Source organism: Mesotoga sp. BH458_6_3_2_1 (assembly GCF_003664995.1).
Classification (GTDB): domain Bacteria; phylum Thermotogota; class Thermotogae; order Petrotogales; family Kosmotogaceae; genus Mesotoga.
Window position 1 is genome coordinate 1 of sequence record NZ_JFHL01000014.1, and the last position, 18,047, is coordinate 18,047.

An 18,047-nucleotide genomic window follows, 5' to 3' on the forward strand; every position below is an offset into this window, starting at 1 on the left:
ACTTTTCGGGAACTTAGGATTCAAGGCTCTTGGAGGTCCCGGGTCCTTGTCCGCCATCTTTGCTCTACCCTTTCTCTAAGAGACCGCAAAGCAGGTTTATTGGGGCAGACTCCAGGGGACTACAGCGTATGGTTATTCTGAAAATGCCACAATCTGTCATGCTAAACTTGATTCAGCATCTCGTGCTCTTGGTTTTTGTTCTTCCTCACGCGATGCATGAAGCTATGAAGTAATTAGGTGTGGAAAAAGATGTGCGACTTGTCTCAATCCAATGCACAAAAAACCGGTTCTGTCTCGGATTTTCCGGATTCTAATGGTCACTGATTTTCAGTCACTGATTCTCTGGTTTCATAGAGAAAGAGAGACCGCAACGAATCAGTTCTCGAAATCATCTAGACTAACTAAGGTCTTAGTTTCCCCATTGGTCTGTTGTGTCTACAGTTCTATTCAAACTTTCGGTCATGATCAGGATCAAGAGAGCAAACACTGCAAGGTACACTGGGTAGAATCCAATACTCAAATTGCTTGCAACTAGCCCAAACAATGGAGGCATGAAAGTAGTACCTGAGTATGCGCTCGCCATCTGGATTCCAATGATGGCCTGGGAGTTCTCCTTTCCGAAGTTCGACGGCGTTGCGTGAATTATGGAAGGATATATAGGCGCACAACCTAAACCGATTACAATCAGGCCCACTAAAGCTATTTCTGTTCTAAGTGGGATACCCACCATCACTACGCCAACTATCATGACTGCAATCCCGTAACGTATCAGTTTTCTGTCTCCAAATCTGTCTGCAACGAAGCCGTTCAGGAACCTACCTAAAGTTATCCCCATATAGAAGAGCGATGCGAACATTGCTGCAGTCTCCACATCAACTCCACGATACTCGACGAGATAAGTACTTGCCCAGAGTCCCGTAGTTGTTTCAAGGGCGCAGTATCCGAAAAATGCAATCAATACAGAAGGGACACCCTTGATCTTTACTGCTTGAGTAATGGTAAGCGGTTTCGAAGAGGTTTTTCCAGAATCTCCAAAATCCATTTTCCCGTTCTTCCATTTCTGCAAAGTGGCAAATAGAATTATCGTCAACACAATCTGAATAACTGAAACCGTTGCATACCCTCCGCGCCAACCAAGCTTTGTTCCAAGGGAAAAGCTCATGATATAGGGACTGATAGAGGCCCCAACACCCCAGAATGAATGAAGCCAGCTCATATGTCTCGAAGCGTAATGCAAGGCAACATAATTGTTGAGAGCCGCATCGATCGCTCCGGCACCGAGGCCATAAGGCACCGCGAAGAGGCAGATTACCACGAAAGACCTCGACAAGGAAAATCCAAGAAGAGCCATCGCAGTCATTGCAACGCTTATAGAAGTGACGAGTCCCGTTCCCAGTTTTCGCGTCAGTCGGTCTGACATGAGACTGGCAGCAATCGTACCTCCTGAAATAATCATGGAGACCATACCCGCAAACGATAATGGAACGTTGAATGAATCCTTCATAGCAGGCCATGCGGAGCCCAGCAGAGAATCTGGCAAGCCAAGACTAATGAATGCAATGTAGATAATAACCAGCAAGAGTGAAAACATGTGCAACCTCTCAAACTCGGTCGATTCATTTAACAATACTTCGCCGGTGTTTTGCGAAGGATTCGCTACTATGAAGAAACCGGGGTGGTCGATTCCTGATTCATTTAACTGAATTTAAATCAAAAACTGTGGAAACCATTATGGGTAGTGCCTTTTTGTTACCACGACTTACACGTTCATCCATAAATTATTATATCGCAATTTCGCACTCTAGAGTGGCAATACAGAACCGAATTCCATCCTTGTGCTGCACAGTTCATAATGCAGCCTCATGTCCTTTCTGAAATAGAATTTGAGAGCTGATTCTCATATTAAGCGCAAAATTAAGGGAGGGCAATGCCCTCCCATTAACTAGTTTTCTGTTTTCAATTAATCGAGCAGGTCTAGAACGTCCTGAGGAAGCTCGCCTATTGCTTCGAGATTTGTCTTGTTGTACACATCCACCAGGTTAGCCTTCACTACCGGGTACACTCTGCTCACGAAGTAACCCTGAGCGATGTCGGTATTGCCGAGATACCACTTGATGGCAGCGTTGACTGAATTCTCTCCCATTTCAATACAGTCAGCCTCTGCGGCTCCAATGATCGGATTCTCTGGGTCAGCAATGTACTGAGCTCCAGCCTTTCCCCCCAAGTCAGGTGCTGCCACAATGACCTCACCAAGTCTGCCTAGAGAAAGAACTGCTTCTGCCGCGCCAGTGGCAACTCCCATCATCCAGGTTCCCCACATGGCATCTATTTCGGGATACTTCTGCAGTAGACCAATAGCCAGATCAAAAGACTGAGACGGATCTGTGAATCCTGCTTTGCCAACTACTTTGATATCAGGATACTTTGCGAATGTATCTTCCGCGCCCTTCAGTCTCATAACGTTTGTCCACTGTTCTAGAGCAAAGTAGATAAGACCGACTTCTCCCTTGTAACCCATGGAGTAAGCAAGGATTTCTGCCGCTGCAGCACCCTGGCCATAACCATCGGCATCAACGAGACCAACATAGTACTCTTCGTTCTCAAGTCCTGCAGGGGTTGTCCAGTTGTGAAGCTGAGGAACGCCTGCTTTGGCAAGTTCGACGAACGAGGGCCCTAATGTAACTGCTTCCCAGGCTTGCGCAACGACGAAACCAATCTCATCGGCCTTCCCTGCGAGTGTAGTTACCTGGTCGATCTGATCAGCTATTGAGTTGGATCCCATGAAGCTTATCTCGGGTTTGCCTATAGAGGCCAGAACCTTGTTCATACCAAATCTGTTAAGGGTCTCTGTCATGTCCAAGCTAGCACCCATGAAGTAATATTGACCGAGATCGAGCGACTTTGCTTTCTCGATTTCTTCTGCAGTCAGCTCTAGGTCTCCGGCTCCCCTTACTTCTTCACCACTTGGACCTGCCGGAGTCCAGACCTGATGGAACTGCTTCTCCATCAACTGAATGAGTTCTAGCGGGACCTCTCTGAACTTCTCTGCTGCTAGGGCTGCTGACCCGGCAACAATTAAGAAAGCTACTAACAAAACAATTGCTAAGCTCTTTCTCAACATCTTTACACCTCCATTAGATAGTTTGGTGCTTTTTACCTCCCAAAGAAACTTGTCTCGATTGGGTTCCCAAGTCTGTCGAAGATTCCAAGCAAAACAGGCTTGTGACTCTGAATACCTTTGACGATTGCTACATTTGCTCTGGAGACAAACACCTGATTCCGTAGACCGTAGATTACGGAATCTCCCACGGAGAACTCGACTTCTCTGTTTCCATACAGAGTCCCGTAGTAATCAATATAGCTGGACCTCTCGGCAAGGATCTTTCTCCGAAGTATTGAATCCACATTGTCTCCCGAAAGTGCATTAAGCCTGTGATTATGATAGAGCGTTGACCAAATACCCATTGGTGAGTCACCGCTCATTAGACCTCCTCCGATTGCGTAAGCGTTATCACCATTAACATGCGAAATCTCTGATAAATACAGCCAGGCAGGTTTCTCGGGTAGATCCTCGAATGCGTGCCATGGAGTCGTGCCAGTGAACGCATTTCCGGGTTCTACATGGGTTACACCAAGTTCTCTGAACTGGTCCATCATCTGTGCCGAACTGTCTCCGGGCGCGTTTATCTGTGTTATTCTTAACCCTAATTCCTTCTCCAGAGTTTCAGCTGTGCGCTTTAGGGTGAACAGATTTGGCATGGGCATCGTCTTTCTCGCTTTCACGTCAAATCTGAAGCAAGGAAAGCTTACAACTCCGACAACTTTTACCGACGGGAGCTCGCAGATTTTGCCGACAGTTTCGAGTAGATCTTCTTCTTCTATACCTCCGAACTGAAATGGATAGAAGAAGTCTCCCTTACCCACAACTCTTATGAGCAAGTTCTGAACTATTCCCAGATCCTTTGCCACTTCAGAAATCTGTAAAGCCTTCTCATAGGAAAACACAGTTATAACTTCAGGGGCCATTGAAGAGAGCACATATCTTATTGATGCTTTGGGAATTTGAACAAGATGACCTATGTGTCCCACTCTGATCCCGTTTTTCTGCAAACAAATACCGTCTTCAAGATCCACGGCAACAGCCTTGTCAATACCCACGTTGTTAAGTGTCCGACAGATTTCCGGATTCCTTCCAAATTGCTTAGTCATGAAGTACAGATGAATTCCTCTTCCAGCGGCAGCGTCAAGAATTTTGACCGCGTTTTCTTCAACCATATCGAGATCAACAACGACAGAGTTTGCAGGTAGTTCATTTCTTTGATGCATAGAGACTGCCGTTTGTATGAGCGAGGGATTACGTCTGACGATAGTGTCAAGAAAATCCATATTTCACCTCATTCCTAAATGATGCTAGTCACGGTTCATATTCTGCAGGTATCTGACTGAAAGAGCAGATATCAAAATTACACCCATAAAAATGTCACGGTATGCCGGCTCCAAACCAATCAAAGTGACTCCGTTCGTAATGATAGTTAGGACAAATGCTGCCAGCAATGTTTTGAAGGCAGACCCCTGCCCTCCGGTAAGTGCAGCTCCAGCCAGGATGGGTGCAGAAATGGCGGGCATCAGATAGCTAGTCCCCATTGCAGGGCGAGCGGATGTTGCTCTGCTACCCAATATGAATCCGGCGATACCAGCAAGAATTGCGCTGGTAACAAAGAGAGAGATCTTCACTCTATCTGTAGGAATGCCCATGAGGCGTGCCGAACTCTGATTTCCACCAGTTGCATAAACCCATTTTCCGAATCTCGTTCTTGTCAGAACAAACCAGATGACTATTGCTATTCCGATCATCCAGTAGACCGCTGAGGCAATGTTCGCAAACGGTCTCCCAAAGAACATGTTAATGAAGCTCTTGTCCCTGATTATGATCGTTCTGTAGTCACAAAGAATCATAACTAAGCCGCCTATTGCCACTTGAGTACCCAATGTGACAAGGAAGGATGGTATCTTCAGCTTCACGGCAAAGAACGCATTGATTAGCCCCACAGCTGTTGCAGCAAGTACACCAAATGCAATTGAAACAAACGTATTCATGTGTGCAGTGCTGCTTATCGCAACAACAGCGGCAGAAAGCTCCAGAACAGACGTGAATGAAATGTCCATTTCACCAGCTATCAGGAGAAAATTCACGCCAAGTGAAAGAATTCCAAGAATACTCATCGTCTCCAACAGAATCCTGAAATTATTCACCGAAAAGAATCTTGGTTCAAGAATTGAGAACACAACAATCAGAACAACCGCAGCAAGCAGAAGAACAAACAACTCAATGTTGGCCGTACTTCTCTTCAACAAGTTTTTATAATTCATAAAAGACAATCACCTCTCATCACATCATCGAAAGGAGCTCTTCGAGGCTGAGGTCTTTCGTCACTTCGCCCTCATACTCAATTACTCCATGCTTCAAGATTATGATGCGGTCGCATAGTTGCAGTGTGTTGTTCAGATCATGAGTGACAAAGATGAGAGAATGTTCTTCCTTAAGACCCTTCAAGAGTTTGAAGACTTCATGCTTTGCGATTTCCGAGAGAGCAGAGGTTGGTTCATCGAGAAGGACAATTTTGGGATCGGCGAAAACCGCTCTGGCAACCGCGATTGCCTGTCTCTGACCGCCAGATAGATCAGAGACTTTCTTGTTAACATCCATGCTGAATTCCATCTGTTTCAGCGCCTGTTCAGTTTCGTTTTCCATCTTCTTCTTTCTAAGCACGGGAATGAATCCCAGTTTCTTTTCACGAAGTTCCCTTCCAAGAAAGAAGTTGTCAACAATTGTCATCTGATCGACCAGGGCGAGATCCTGATAAACACACTGTATTCCTTCTTCCGCTGCATCCATTGGACTGGAGAATTCAACTTTCTTTCCGTTTATCAATATCTCACCGGATGTGGGTTGAACGGCTCCTCGAATTATCTTCAGCAGAGTTGACTTACCGGCCCCGTTGTCTCCAACGAGGCCCAATATCTCATTTTTTCTAAGCTCAAATGAGACGCCGTTTAACGCTTCTACGTTTCCGTAGTGTTTAACAATATTCCTGCATTCAAGTACGACGTCATCCAAATTAAACACCTCTCTTCTTCGAGGGGGCTGACATAATAATTACCTGGGTCTCTCAGCTTAGCTCGTGCAATCTGTACTTAGCAACAAAGGCCTTCAGTGACTCAGTTGAAGGATCAATAATGATGGAACCTTTATCGCAAAGGCCTTTGAACAGATAAGAGGGAGCCTTACTGCTTGAAATCTCAAGGAAATCCTTCTTGTCCATATAGATCGCCAGTCCGGATTTCCAGTAGTTCTCATCAACCCATCTGTTGATGTCCTGGTATTCTTCTCTCCAGTCCTTCTTCACTATGCCCTGTTTGACTGAGGTTATTAGAGAGATTTTGCCCTTTTCGTCCACCCCTAGAACCAGACTTGTCCAGAGTTCCGTCTTATTCTCAAAAACCGCAATCACAACTGCAGTACCTCTATCGGCAAAGCTTTCCAATACTGATTTGAACTGAAGATACCCGACCTTTCCGGGTAGCAACCACTGCAGGCCGAATTGGCGACTTGCAGGACCGGGATAGGCCACTATTCCAGGGTAATAGCAGTCCAGCAAGCTGTACATTCTGTACATGTACTCATCAAGATCCTCGTCGACTTTCCATGAACTCTGGACTTCATTGTAGTAGTTCTCTACGTGGCTTCTCTCTAGAACCATTACCAGATCAACATTCTTTTCATTTGTCTCAAAGAGTTTCTTTGCGTCCATCTCAGGATCTGTGACCTTCCTGATTGGATTTACAACTTCCACTTCATGAGAATGACTGATGTTTTGGACCTTTCCATTCTCATGTATCACAACGATTCTTCTCTTCTCTCTCAAGCCTTTTAGAACTACATGATGAAGATTTGCCCATTGCTTTACATCGATATCAATCATCAAAGGATTTTTATCCAACATACTCATCATCCCTCCCGTCTAAGCGTTGATTGCCTTCCAGCTGAAGATCCTAATGTCGTGCGCGCAAACTTCCGTCACTAATCTTCCAGCCGAGATCTGTTCCTTCTTTTCTTCCCAGATGTCTGTAATGCTCTCGGAAACGCTAGGCAACGGAATGTCAATTTCAATTTTCTTGTCTGATGGATTTGCCACAAAGAGAATGTACTCATCACTTGTCTTGCCCTTGTACAAAACCAAGTCTGCAACGGATTTACCTTTGTCTATTCTGAAGACCTTAACGGAATCCAAGATCTCGATCAAACCGGAACTGACACTTTCCAGCTCGAAAATCTGTATTAGGGAGCCTTTACCACATGCGAATTTCTTTCCGATTTCCATGCCGTTGCTATTGAGCACTGGCTTCCCTGTTGTGGAACTCACCAGCTTGCTTAGGGCAGACTCTGAGCTGAACGTATCGTCAAGCTTTGGAACCTCCGGACCCAGAACTACCGTACCGCCGGTTTCGATGTACTCGGCCAACTTGTCGGCCGTTTTCTTTCCTATGTAGTCGAAAGCAGAGATAACCAAAACCTTGTGCTTCTTGAGTGCTTCGACTGACTGAGCGGTATCTCCCAAGCTGAACACTACTCCACCTTCTGTCAATGCCCTGTAGAAAGCATCGAACCATGTACTCTTGTGCTGCTGTATTGGTCTTCTGAATCCAAGATTTTCATCGGAGACTATTACTGAACTTGGATATTCGGAGAATCCAAAGACCGGTTCTAGAAAATCTCCTACTACAGGAAGAAGAGTAGTTGCGGCTTCTAGTCTGTCGTAATCTCTATTGACCACAAGTAGTACGTCATCACACTTGGCAAAGTCGTTCCACCGTATCTTCATAAGATTGGTCCCGACTTTCTTGTGAGCGGCGTAAGAGTCTTCTTTTACGACTCCCTTTCTGTTGATAGGGGACCCGAGCCATTTGTTTCTATCAACTAGCATGTACCTGTTGAATTCCTTTATCCCGTGCATAAGCGCTTCTTTCGTTACGAAAACCTCGTCAGTGACGTCTCCGGGCTTTATATACCATGGCCAGACACCCATAATGAACTCTGGAATATATGGAAATCTGCTGCATCCTGAGACATATGATGCGATCGTCTTGACGTGGTCGTAGAGTTCCTTTCTTGAATAGATATCGAAGCCGACAAAGCCAAGCTTTTCTTCGAGAGCAGGGAGATTGAACGGAGTAGTAGGAGCTCCCTTTGCTCCACCGGGACCTAGAGGATGTGGATAGTTGTGGAATAGAGGCACGTGAATCCCCCTTGACTTCATTCGATTACCTAAGTTCTCCATGCTGGTTATCAGGTAGAATTCTCTGTATTCTATCCAATCGAGGTAATAACGAAGCTCTTCCTTCCTTGTCCCTTCAAAACGGCCTGGGGGATCTATCTCGTCAAACCCACTGTAATTTGAAGAGTACATTTTGTTAAGCTCGGAAACCGTGTTGTATTTCTCCTTCAAAAAACTTCGGTAAAGAGCCTTTGAAGAGTCGCTGTAATCTGTTGAATATGGATTGACATTGAAAAAGAATCCCATCTCGTTGTCTACTTGCACAGCGACGAGATTCCCTTTCGGTGGTTGATGCTTCTCGAGTATGCTGAAGATCGCATCATACCATAGATCAACTTCGGCGAGGAATTCCTCTGAATGATAAGCGAGTGCCGGAATGGGTCTTGGCACTTGTGTCAACACAACTTTCCCACCCTTTGCGTTTCTTGCCTGTAGCTTTGGGTCTTCGAGGATTCTCTCCGGGAAACCGAACCAGGTAAGCTCCGAATTTATCTGTGGGCCCGGCCTGACTGCGAAATATAAACCCTTTTCTTCGCAAAGCGTCAAGAATCTGTCTATGTCTCTGCTGGGTTCTACCTCCCCGAAATCAAAAACGCCTCTCTGCAATTCGTGGATTTCCCAGGGAATGTAAGTGGTAATTGCATTGAAGCCCATGTCCTTCACCTTATCAAGAATTCCGCTCCAGGCTTCCGGTTTGCTACGCCAGTAATGAACCGATCCGCTGTACATGGAAATCTCTTTCCCGTCGACCTTGAACTTCTGATCTTCAATTTTAACTGTCGCCATCATTGGCCTCCTTTCAATTCTCTTTTTGAGCTCTAGATATTAATGACTACAAGAATGTTTTTTTCTGAACTAAGTAGCCCGCACCTATTAAGACTCCTTCAGATGGAAATTTGCTTCTTGCAAAATCTACTGAACCGACAAACTCATTCGGGAGAATGTTTTTAATCAGTGGGATTGTATATTTTGTTAGGAGCTCGAATTGGTTGTAGCCGATCCCCCCGGTCATAACAACGATATCTGGATTAAGAATTGAAATCAAGTTACAGAGCGCAAGAGCTAAGCTCTTGCATCCTTGATAGATTAGATCTCTTAAGCGCTCGTCATCAATGTCCCTTTCAAATAGATCTGTGGCTGTGAACCCGTGATATCCAAATTCGTCAAGCTTTCTCTCTAAACAAACACCTGACATCTTTTCTTCAAGCTCGCCGAAGAAGCTCTCTCTGTAATAGGTATTGTCCCAGTTGGAAATTAAGTAACCCAATTCTCCGGCCCTTCCAGTAGAACCTGTATAAAGCCTTCCGTCAATAATCACCCCGCTACCGATCCCTGCTCCAAGGTTAATTACAACAACGTTTTTCTTTCCTTCAGCCACACCTTTCCAGCTTTCACTGAGCGCCTGCAAAGCTGCGTCGTTCTCACAAAAGGTTTCAATACCGAATTGCTCCTCGATCCATGATTTAATTGGAACATTTCTCAAAGACAGTACCGGGATGAAATCGGCAACGCCGTTATTGCTGCCAATTACGCCTGGTATTCCTACTCCTATGCCAATTATCTTCTCTTTTGGAACGACCTCGATTACCCCTTCTATGGCTTCAAACAAAAGACTCATGAACTCTTCTTTTGACATGTTTTCTCTAAGAGAAACTGTTTGTGAAGCTCCTATGTTTCCATCGAGATCGATCATTGCAGCAACTATCTTGGTTCTGCCGATGTCTACTGCCAGTGTCAGTCTGAAATCGGCAACAAAGCCCAATAAAGTAGCATGCTTGCCGCCCTTTGAGCTTCTCTTAACATCCTTCCCGACTTCTCTGACAGCCCCTATGCTCAGGAGTTTGCGAACTCCAAGAGTGACAACAGGCTTACTTATGTTTTCTTTCTTCGCAATTCTGACTCTTGCAATAGGACCCTCATTTCGAATCCTTGCAAGAATAACTCTCTCTCTTTCCGTAAAATGCAGATTCCCCAAGATAGAACTCCTAACCAAGTTAGTATCATAAAGTCCAACGAATGAATTCTATCACACTTTTCCACACCATCAAAACTTGATTCATCATAGTTAGTAAAACCTAACTAATTGTCTGATCATAGAGAAGGCTGATAATCAGTCTAGAATGCGTTTGAATGATCATGACTGAAGTTAAGAGGGAACTATTAAGGCAGTAAATTGTACATTGCTTTCGAAGCAACGGCACTTCAGAGGCTAAAAGGCCCTGTGTGCGGATTGTTGCTGTGATGATAAAAAAGCCTTCAGATGAATGATTTCTTTCTCCGAATTCTTATTGTAATAGAAATCAATGTTTTACATAGATTCTGCAGGAATCTCTCACCTGATTCGAGGAGACTCCCTTCTAGTTGGCAATTAGAGTGCGTTTTCATTCATCGAAAGGGCTAATCTAAGTGATATGGAATTAATGATTACTCCAAGTGTCTCGCATAGCCGAGCAGCCCACAAGAGGCGGAAGCTCTAAAAAGGAAAAAGAGAATCCTTCAGACCGAGCCTTCACAAAGTCGATCAGGTTCTAATGTTTATCCAAATTTCTGCTCAAGTCAAGCAAATCGAAGCAGAGTAATACTAGATGGTACTCCGTAATATATATACAGTTTCGATTTCATTGTTCCACTGAACCTAATACCCCCTCGAAAACCCAGATCCTGAATAGGAGCTTTTCAGGATGACGAAGTGAGAGATCGCAAGAAGTCACTACGGAACGATAACGCAATAAGTTTTCGAAAAGCCGTTATCGGGATAAAGTCCTTAGTAACACCGATAATTGCTAATCTGCCAGCCGTTTCTGTTCGCTAGACCCCAGACTCGAGGCCCGAGAACCGTTTCGTTGGGCTTTTTTACTCGCAACTGTTCTTTTCGGTGAACGGAGAACCGCTCAACGGTCAACCAGTTTCTTTGCTCTTACTAACCTCCGACCCCGGCCTTTATTGCAACTCACATCTTGGAACTTGCAACTGGTTTTTTGCTCTTTTTCTTTGGTTTTTGCCTCCTGGTGCGTAAGCGCCAGCATCACTTCCTCGCGCCAGCGAGCCTCACTTCCTGCTGGAGGCAGCATCACTTCTGATCTTGATGCCACCAACCTGCAACCCCCTACCTCGCTGTAGTTCAAGCCCAGATTCTGAACAGGAGCTTTTCAGGATGACAAACTGAGTTGGTTCTCACAGCCTAACATGATGCCCCTTGAAGGATCTTTCCTCCTGGCAAAGCCCGCCTTGCGTCCTGCAACTTCTTGTCGGAGGACGGTAGACCAGTGACGGTTGACCTGAGAGGCTTCCTGCGAAGCAGCATCACTTCCTGGGATGCTCATCCCAGCATCACTTCTGCATCTTGCAACTGATCTTCTGCTCTTCCCAACCCCCTACCCGCAACCCCGTACCTCGGTTCTATTTCAACAAAATTGTCTTCATGGTGAAAGAATCAAGAATCGCCATTGTGACGTCGAACTCTTCGTTACCGAATTCGCTCTCAACGAACGGAGACTGCAGCGTGATCTCAAGTAGCTGAGTGTCGGCGGGCCTTTCGGCCGGCAAGAAGTCGACGGAGTTTTGAACCACGAGTCTCAATGGATCCTGGTTAGCGAAGAAGTAATCGATGAAGTCCTGTCGCTCCTCTTCCGTGATTCCGTAAGTGTAGGTAGCAATCTGTCCTGCCGAAGTGTCCACAGGAACCCAACCGTAATTTGGCAGATAGAACTCGGCCCAAAAGTGCGAACCCAGCTGTCCGGAGAAAATCTGAAAGCCTCCCGGTGCCCTTGCCGGTATTCCGACGGATCTGCAGAGAGCTGAGAAGATCATCGACTGGGTCCCGCAGTCACCGTAACCGTGTTCGAAAGAGTAGAGGCTTTCCGGAATGCCGGCGGCTTCTAATGAAACGTGAGCCATGAAAGTGTATTTGATGTTTTCGACTACGTAATAGTAAATCTTTTTCGCCTGGAGGTAAGGATTGGTTTCATCTCCAACAACGCTTCTTGCAAGCTGTTCAAATCTTTCATCGAAGTAGATGCTTCCTTCTGACTTCGTGTAGTCCTTGTAAAGCGAGCTTTCTTTGTCGTATTCGCCTACCTGATCTGGATCTATATCGAACTGTTGCTGGTAGTGTGTGAAAGTAAACTTCACTGAGATATCCAGATCCTCAACGAGGTTCGAAAGATCGAATTCGAAGAGAACATATGCTATATCGCCGGAGGTTCTGGGAATGCCGACCACCGCTTCCTTCGGGGTCACCTCAAGCAAAGAAATATTCTCTTGAGCGGCCGTCTGCAGAGGAAGGGGGAACCAGATTCTCAACGAACCCTCATCCGGCAGCAGAGATCTTTCAGTATGCACTTTGTACTCCACGAGGTAGTTTTTCGGGCTGAAATACGGGCTGTGAGCTGGCTTGAAGGTGGCAAAAGGTGTTTGCCTCGGTCCGTATTCTTCCAAGAGGTATCTAACCAGCAAGACATTGCCCGCCGACCACTCTGGCACCCTGTTTACCAGTTCAGGGTCCCTGGTGAAGAGATTGTGCTCCATGTCACAGTAGTACATCTCTACGCCGTCCACGATAGCTCTCTGGATGTCTCTTTCGATAATGAATTCTCTAACTTCTTCATCACTCTTGAGCTCGGGATAATGTTTCACAATTATCTCTTTAGCCTCTTCGAATGTCAGCGAGAATTCCAGGGTGCTTTTCAGTTCGTTCTGTCTTCTCAAATACTCGTCGGACCGCTGGAAGAAATTACCGAAAGCGACTGTCGAAATGAGAACGATCACAAGAACAAGTTTCAATTTCATAGTTTATCCCCCTTTTCTGTTCCCTGATTTGTCACAACAAAGAAAGTATATAATGATTGACTTTCAAAATTAAAACAATGAATGTAGTCTTTTGATGAATATCCTTGCCTTGTGATCTCAGAAAAGAGTAAATTCAGATCGGAGCACTCAAATATTGAGGCTAAACAGTTAATCCCCGGTTCTGGATTTTTATTTGACCAAATGCTGTATTTACTAATGTCAGAAGCTTAGGGGTTAATTTGATCAAATATGTTGGTGCGTTAGTTTTCCTTTTCATTTGTCCCCTTATTTAGCTGTTTTCAGATTTCTTGCTGTCAAAGTTGAGTATGAGCTCGAGAGTCTCTCTTGTAGTTGCGACTTTGATTAATACTCTAACTCGCTCCTCAAAGAAGTCTTTGTCGCCTGTGACAAACACATCTGGTCTAGCCTCAATGGCGGAAGCAAGAATCGGAGCATCATGATCATCTCTGATTAGATCAATACATCGCTCCACTTCACTTTTGTCTGGAAGGGGCAATATTTCTGCATCAAGTGATTGGAGAACATTCTTGTAATCTTGGATCATACTTGGGAACTTCCTTCTCAATACTCTCTCGACCTCTGAAACACTGAACTTCGCAAGCAGAAGCACATGATCAGAATGGACGAGGGTACGCAACAAGAGTCTTTCCATTCCGTCGAAAACAATGCCCGAGAGGAATGTGTTCGAATCAATCATCACTCTCATCGTAAATCTCTTTGAAGAGCTTCTTTCTGACCTTTTCCAGCTCGTTTTCTAATTCTTCCTTTGTATAGCCTCTCGCCTCCGCCTCTTTCTGAAACTCCTTTACTATCATGTCGAAAGGCGACACCAGCTGATAGATTATCTTATCTCCTTCCACAGAGACCTTGAACCTGCTGTCGGGAGTGATCTTAAGTTTATCTCTCGCTTCCTTTGGTATTGTTATCTGTCCTCTCTCCGTTGGTCTGAGTAATCTGGTCGACATGACATCACCTCCAGCAAGTAATATGATAGCATGAATTCATATTTCCTATTAATGATGTTTTTTCATCAACTACACTGCTGAAGCGATCAGTTATAAGATCTACGAAGTCTCTTCTAAAAGCAATTTTGTTCAATAGGAACGGATTCACGTTCATGTGCATAGAGGCCTTTTTCAAGACGAGGCGAGAAATTCACAGGCGCTAAGGATCAATACTTCGAAAATATGGGGACAGACAGGTTTTCCGTTGTCTGTCCCCTTGAAAAAACGCTATCAAGATGACGTCCTTAGTAACACCGACAATTGTGAATCTGCCACCTGCTTTTGTTCGCCAGACCCAAGACCCCAGACTCCAGATCCGCTGTCAATCTTGTACCCTACCCGCTAACTCCGACCGCGGCCTTCGCTTCAAGAAAAATCGAGTCTGAATCCTCTTGCTAAATGAGATGCTGATATGTTCTTCTCGCGGTTAGGCATTGTGAAACAAAGGTCATATGCTATCATTCAAATACTAGCAATCAAGTTTCAGGACTGCCGGGAGAAATCCATGGAAGAAAACGAGCAGAGCAAAGTCGTTAAGTGGTTCAAAAAGGGCTTTTTTGTTAAGGCTATCATGTTGTCTGAATTACAGACAGTGCCCTTTCTCGATGCAAGACTCGTTTCTGCTAGTTTTCCAGGAATGAGGAGAAACGATCCGCCAAGAAACCCGTGTGCTTTTGGTAGCAAAGGGAAGTCTGAACTTGCCATTAGTAGCCTGCGCTCATATTTACTCAAGATTAGTACCATTCAATAAGTGTATAGTGTGTGGGGGCAGTTTGATAGGCCTCTTTTCTTGATTCCGAGGAGATTGGTCTATTGATTAAGGGGGATGATCAATGTCAGCAAAAATCCTGGTTGTGGACGACTCGACTGCTGATCGACTTATGATCGAGAAGATGTTGAATCAATACGATGTCCTCACTGCTTGTGATGGCATAGAAGCAATGCAGCAAATAGATGAGAACGAAGAGATTCAGCTGGTCATACTCGATCTTAATATGCCCAGAATGAATGGATTCGAGGTTCTCGCCGCACTGAAGTCAGATGAGCGGTACAAGAGAGTACGTACGATAATATTGACAAACTACGAAGAACTGGAAAATGAAATTAAGGGTCTAGAGCTCGGAGCTGTTGACTACATAAGGAAACCTATTAGTCTTGATGCTTTGAAGGTCCGAGTCAATATCCACCTTGAACTGCTCAGAAGTCAGCTAATGGCCGAACAGAGGCTTGCCGAACAGAAATCAACATTTGAAAGGATCTTCAATCAGGCACCGATTGGGATTTCGATTTCTTACGGCAGCGACTCCTCAGATGGAATCAGCGGTGTAGATACACAGATCAACTCGATGTTCGAGCAAATTGTTGGCAGGACGAAAGAAGAGATGATCGAGCTCGGCTGGGCAAAGATCACACATCCAGATGATCTTGAGAAGGACTTGTCATACTATAAAAAGCTGAAGTCGGGCGAAATCGAAGACTATTCAATGGAGAAAAGATTTGTCAGGCCGGACGGTTCAATCGTATGGGTTGAGATGACAGTGGCTTCACTAAACCTGCCTAATCAAAAGGAAATCCCCCACATTGCCCTTCTTAAGGATATCACCAGAAGAAAAACAATAGAAGCAGACCTGATAGAAAGCGAGCGCAGTAAATCCGTTCTTCTATCTCACATTCCCGGAATGGCGTACAGGTGCAACTACGATCGGGAATGGACTATGCAGTACGTCTCTGCGGGTTGCTTCGAACTGACCGGCTATCCTTCGGAGAGCATCATAGGCAACAGGGACCTCTCTTTCAACGATTTGATCGCACCGGAATACCGTGCGTTTCTCTGGGATGTTTGGAAAGAACGTCTAGCGAAGCGAGAGCCTGTAAAACAGGAGTACGAGATAGTAACGGCCGATGGGACGCGCAAGTGGGTTCTGGAGATGGGAGAAGGGATATTTGATGAAAAAGGACGGGTTGAAGCCTTAGAGGGAATCATTATAGATATCTCCAGCCGTAAGAAGTTCGAGAATGACCTCAGATATCGCTCTGAACACGATAACTGGACCGGTTTATATAATCGACATTATCTGGAGAGCCTTTTAGAGAGTGATGCAAGCAAACGAGCAGCTGGGAAAAGGGCCATTGTGAGTATTAACTTGAGTCCAGTACAGTCACTGACAGCAACCTACGGATTTCATTACACACAGGACCTTGTAAAGAAGATAGCAGATATGCTAACACAGTTCTGCAATGATAAACAGATACTGTTCAATACATATGAGAATCGATTCGCATTCTATTTGAAAGGCTATAAAGACAAAAACGAGCTGACGAACTTTTCAATAGCAGTTGCAAAGCAACTGGAGCCTGTACTTCTGATGGAAAGGACCAGCGGTGGTATTGGAGTAGTTGAAATCGATGAAGGTAATGAGAAAGACGTTGATCTTCTACTGAGAAGGCTTCTTATCACATCTGAAAAGGCGATCGATATATACGATAGAGACATCGGAGTTTGCTTCTATAACGAAGAAATCGAGAAACAGATGATCCGTGAACAGGAGATAACCTTAGAACTGGCGAAAATCTCGACAGAACAGGAAGACTACGGACTCTTCCTGCAATACCAGCCGATTCTGGACCTTAAGTCAGATAGGATAAACAGTTTTGAGGCTCTGTCCAGACTGAACATAGATAAGCTTGGTATAGTACCGCCTCTAGAATTCATACCGATAGCGGAGAAAACAAAGCTTGTCGTTCCGATCGGCAGGAAGATTATTCTCCAGGCTCTTCGCTTCTTGAATGAGTTGAAGAGAAACGGGCATAGATCGATCGGGGTTTCAATCAATATATCAGCCATACAGTTATTGAGAGACGGTTTCGCAGGCAGCCTTCTTGAGATGATAGAGCAAACTCAGGCCAACCCTAAGAATGTCGGACTCGAGATCACCGAATCGGTATTTGCCTCGAATCACGATGAGATAAACCGCATTCTTGGCAGGCTGAGTGATACAGGGATTCATATAGCTATAGACGACTTCGGGATCGGATACTCCTCTCTTGCAAGAGAAAGAGATTTAAACGTGAACTGTCTCAAGATAGACAAATCCTTCATAGATAGACTGATGTATCTCGAGACCGACGATGCAATCACCAGTGACATAATTTCGATGGCACACAAGCTAGGCCACTGTGCCATTGCAGAAGGGGTAGAGCACGAAAAGCAAAGAGAGTATTTGGAGAAATGGGGTTGTGACAAAATACAGGGTTATTTGATTAGCAGACCACTTGATGAAAAAGCGGCGATCGAATTCCTAAAGACGTATAATCATTAGTAGTCAATTAGGATCGACTGATGAACACTGCGAAGAGAAATTTTAAGAGCCGCTGAACGCTTTGAGCTGTAAGGAGACGTCCTTGGTCCTTCGTTGGCCCGTCCGCCGAAAAGAATAACAACAATAGCTGAAGTGCTCCTGCAAAAGTCATCCCGTGATGCCTCTGCACGGGATCTTGCATTAGACACCGCTCTACGCTTAGGAACAAAAAAACGCTGAACGTCCTCAAGACAACGTTGTCCGTTAACGGTCCACCGTCCTCCGCCGCGAATACCGGTTCTTCGTTCCGACGCTACGGGTCCAGGTTTTTTTGTTCTTGGCAAGAATTCCGTCATGACTGAAAATGAGGTCCGTTCTTGATCTTAAATCCCCGCTTGAGCGGGGGGGACCGCTTGCGGTGGGGTGTGTGCTCTTTGAACAACGTTTAGAATAGATTGGCCTGTTCGCAATTGAACGATATATTCACTACTTCACATTATTAAGCTGTGATCCATATGTATGCTCCTACCAGAGACCAAGAACTAACATCGAGCAATCACTCACATCGGACTATTTCAGAGCATCAACTTTTCTCGCAT

12 protein-coding genes are annotated in these 18,047 nt (G+C 45.1%); 1 reads left to right on the forward strand and 11 read right to left on the reverse strand.

Annotation, left to right across the window (positions count from 1 at the left end):
• Positions 1–409 precede the first annotated feature (409 nt).
• The 11 genes from Y697_RS07420 to Y697_RS07475 all read right to left on the reverse strand — a co-directional run bounded on the left by Y697_RS07420 (position 410) and on the right by Y697_RS07475 (position 14,110).
• Positions 410–1,591: a sugar MFS transporter gene (locus tag Y697_RS07420; protein ID WP_121551013.1), complete on the reverse strand. Its 1,182-nt coding sequence runs from the start codon at positions 1,589–1,591 to the stop codon at positions 410–412.
• A gap of 369 nt (positions 1,592–1,960) precedes the next feature.
• Positions 1,961–3,121, reverse strand: coding sequence for a substrate-binding domain-containing protein (locus tag Y697_RS07425; RefSeq protein ID WP_121551014.1), 1,161 nt, complete (start codon positions 3,119–3,121; stop codon positions 1,961–1,963).
• Between the two features lie 32 nt (positions 3,122–3,153).
• Positions 3,154–4,386, reverse strand: a complete 1,233-nt coding sequence (locus Y697_RS07430) for an alanine racemase (RefSeq protein ID WP_121551015.1) — start codon at positions 4,384–4,386, stop codon at positions 3,154–3,156.
• Between the two features lie 24 nt (positions 4,387–4,410).
• Positions 4,411–5,370, reverse strand: coding sequence for an ABC transporter permease (locus Y697_RS07435; RefSeq protein ID WP_121551016.1), 960 nt, complete (start codon positions 5,368–5,370; stop codon positions 4,411–4,413).
• A 19-nt stretch (positions 5,371–5,389) separates the two neighbouring features.
• Entirely contained in the window at positions 5,390–6,118 is a 729-nt protein-coding gene (locus Y697_RS07440) for an ATP-binding cassette domain-containing protein (RefSeq protein ID WP_014731674.1), read from the reverse strand.
• 52 nt (positions 6,119–6,170) lie between these two features.
• Complete coding sequence (locus tag Y697_RS07445; RefSeq protein ID WP_121551017.1) at positions 6,171–7,004, reverse strand: hypothetical protein; 834 nt, start codon at positions 7,002–7,004, stop codon at positions 6,171–6,173.
• 18 nt (positions 7,005–7,022) lie between these two features.
• Positions 7,023–9,122, reverse strand: coding sequence for an alpha-amylase family protein (locus Y697_RS07450; RefSeq protein WP_014731676.1), 2,100 nt, complete (start codon positions 9,120–9,122; stop codon positions 7,023–7,025).
• Between the two features lie 46 nt (positions 9,123–9,168).
• On the reverse strand, positions 9,169–10,311 hold the full coding sequence (locus Y697_RS07455; protein ID WP_121551018.1) for an ROK family protein: 1,143 nt from the start codon (positions 10,309–10,311) through the stop codon (positions 9,169–9,171).
• A gap of 1,424 nt (positions 10,312–11,735) precedes the next feature.
• Positions 11,736–13,124 carry a transglutaminase-like domain-containing protein gene (locus Y697_RS07465; protein WP_121551019.1) on the reverse strand — a complete coding sequence of 463 codons (1,389 nt, stop codon included), beginning with the start codon at positions 13,122–13,124 and terminating at the stop codon, positions 11,736–11,738.
• 289 nt (positions 13,125–13,413) lie between these two features.
• The gene (locus tag Y697_RS07470; protein WP_121551020.1) at positions 13,414–13,851 is read right to left on the reverse strand and encodes a putative toxin-antitoxin system toxin component, PIN family; all 438 of its coding nucleotides are present in this window, start codon (positions 13,849–13,851) and stop codon (positions 13,414–13,416) included.
• Positions 13,835–14,110: an AbrB/MazE/SpoVT family DNA-binding domain-containing protein gene (locus Y697_RS07475; protein WP_006489367.1), complete on the reverse strand. Its 276-nt coding sequence runs from the start codon at positions 14,108–14,110 to the stop codon at positions 13,835–13,837. The genes Y697_RS07470 and Y697_RS07475 overlap by 17 nt, the downstream gene beginning before the upstream one ends.
• Positions 14,111–14,982: 872 nt before the next feature.
• Here Y697_RS07475 and Y697_RS07485 point away from each other — a divergent pair.
• Positions 14,983–17,469: an EAL domain-containing protein gene (locus tag Y697_RS07485; RefSeq protein WP_121551022.1), complete on the forward strand. Its 2,487-nt coding sequence runs from the start codon at positions 14,983–14,985 to the stop codon at positions 17,467–17,469.
• Positions 17,470–18,047 lie beyond the last annotated feature (578 nt).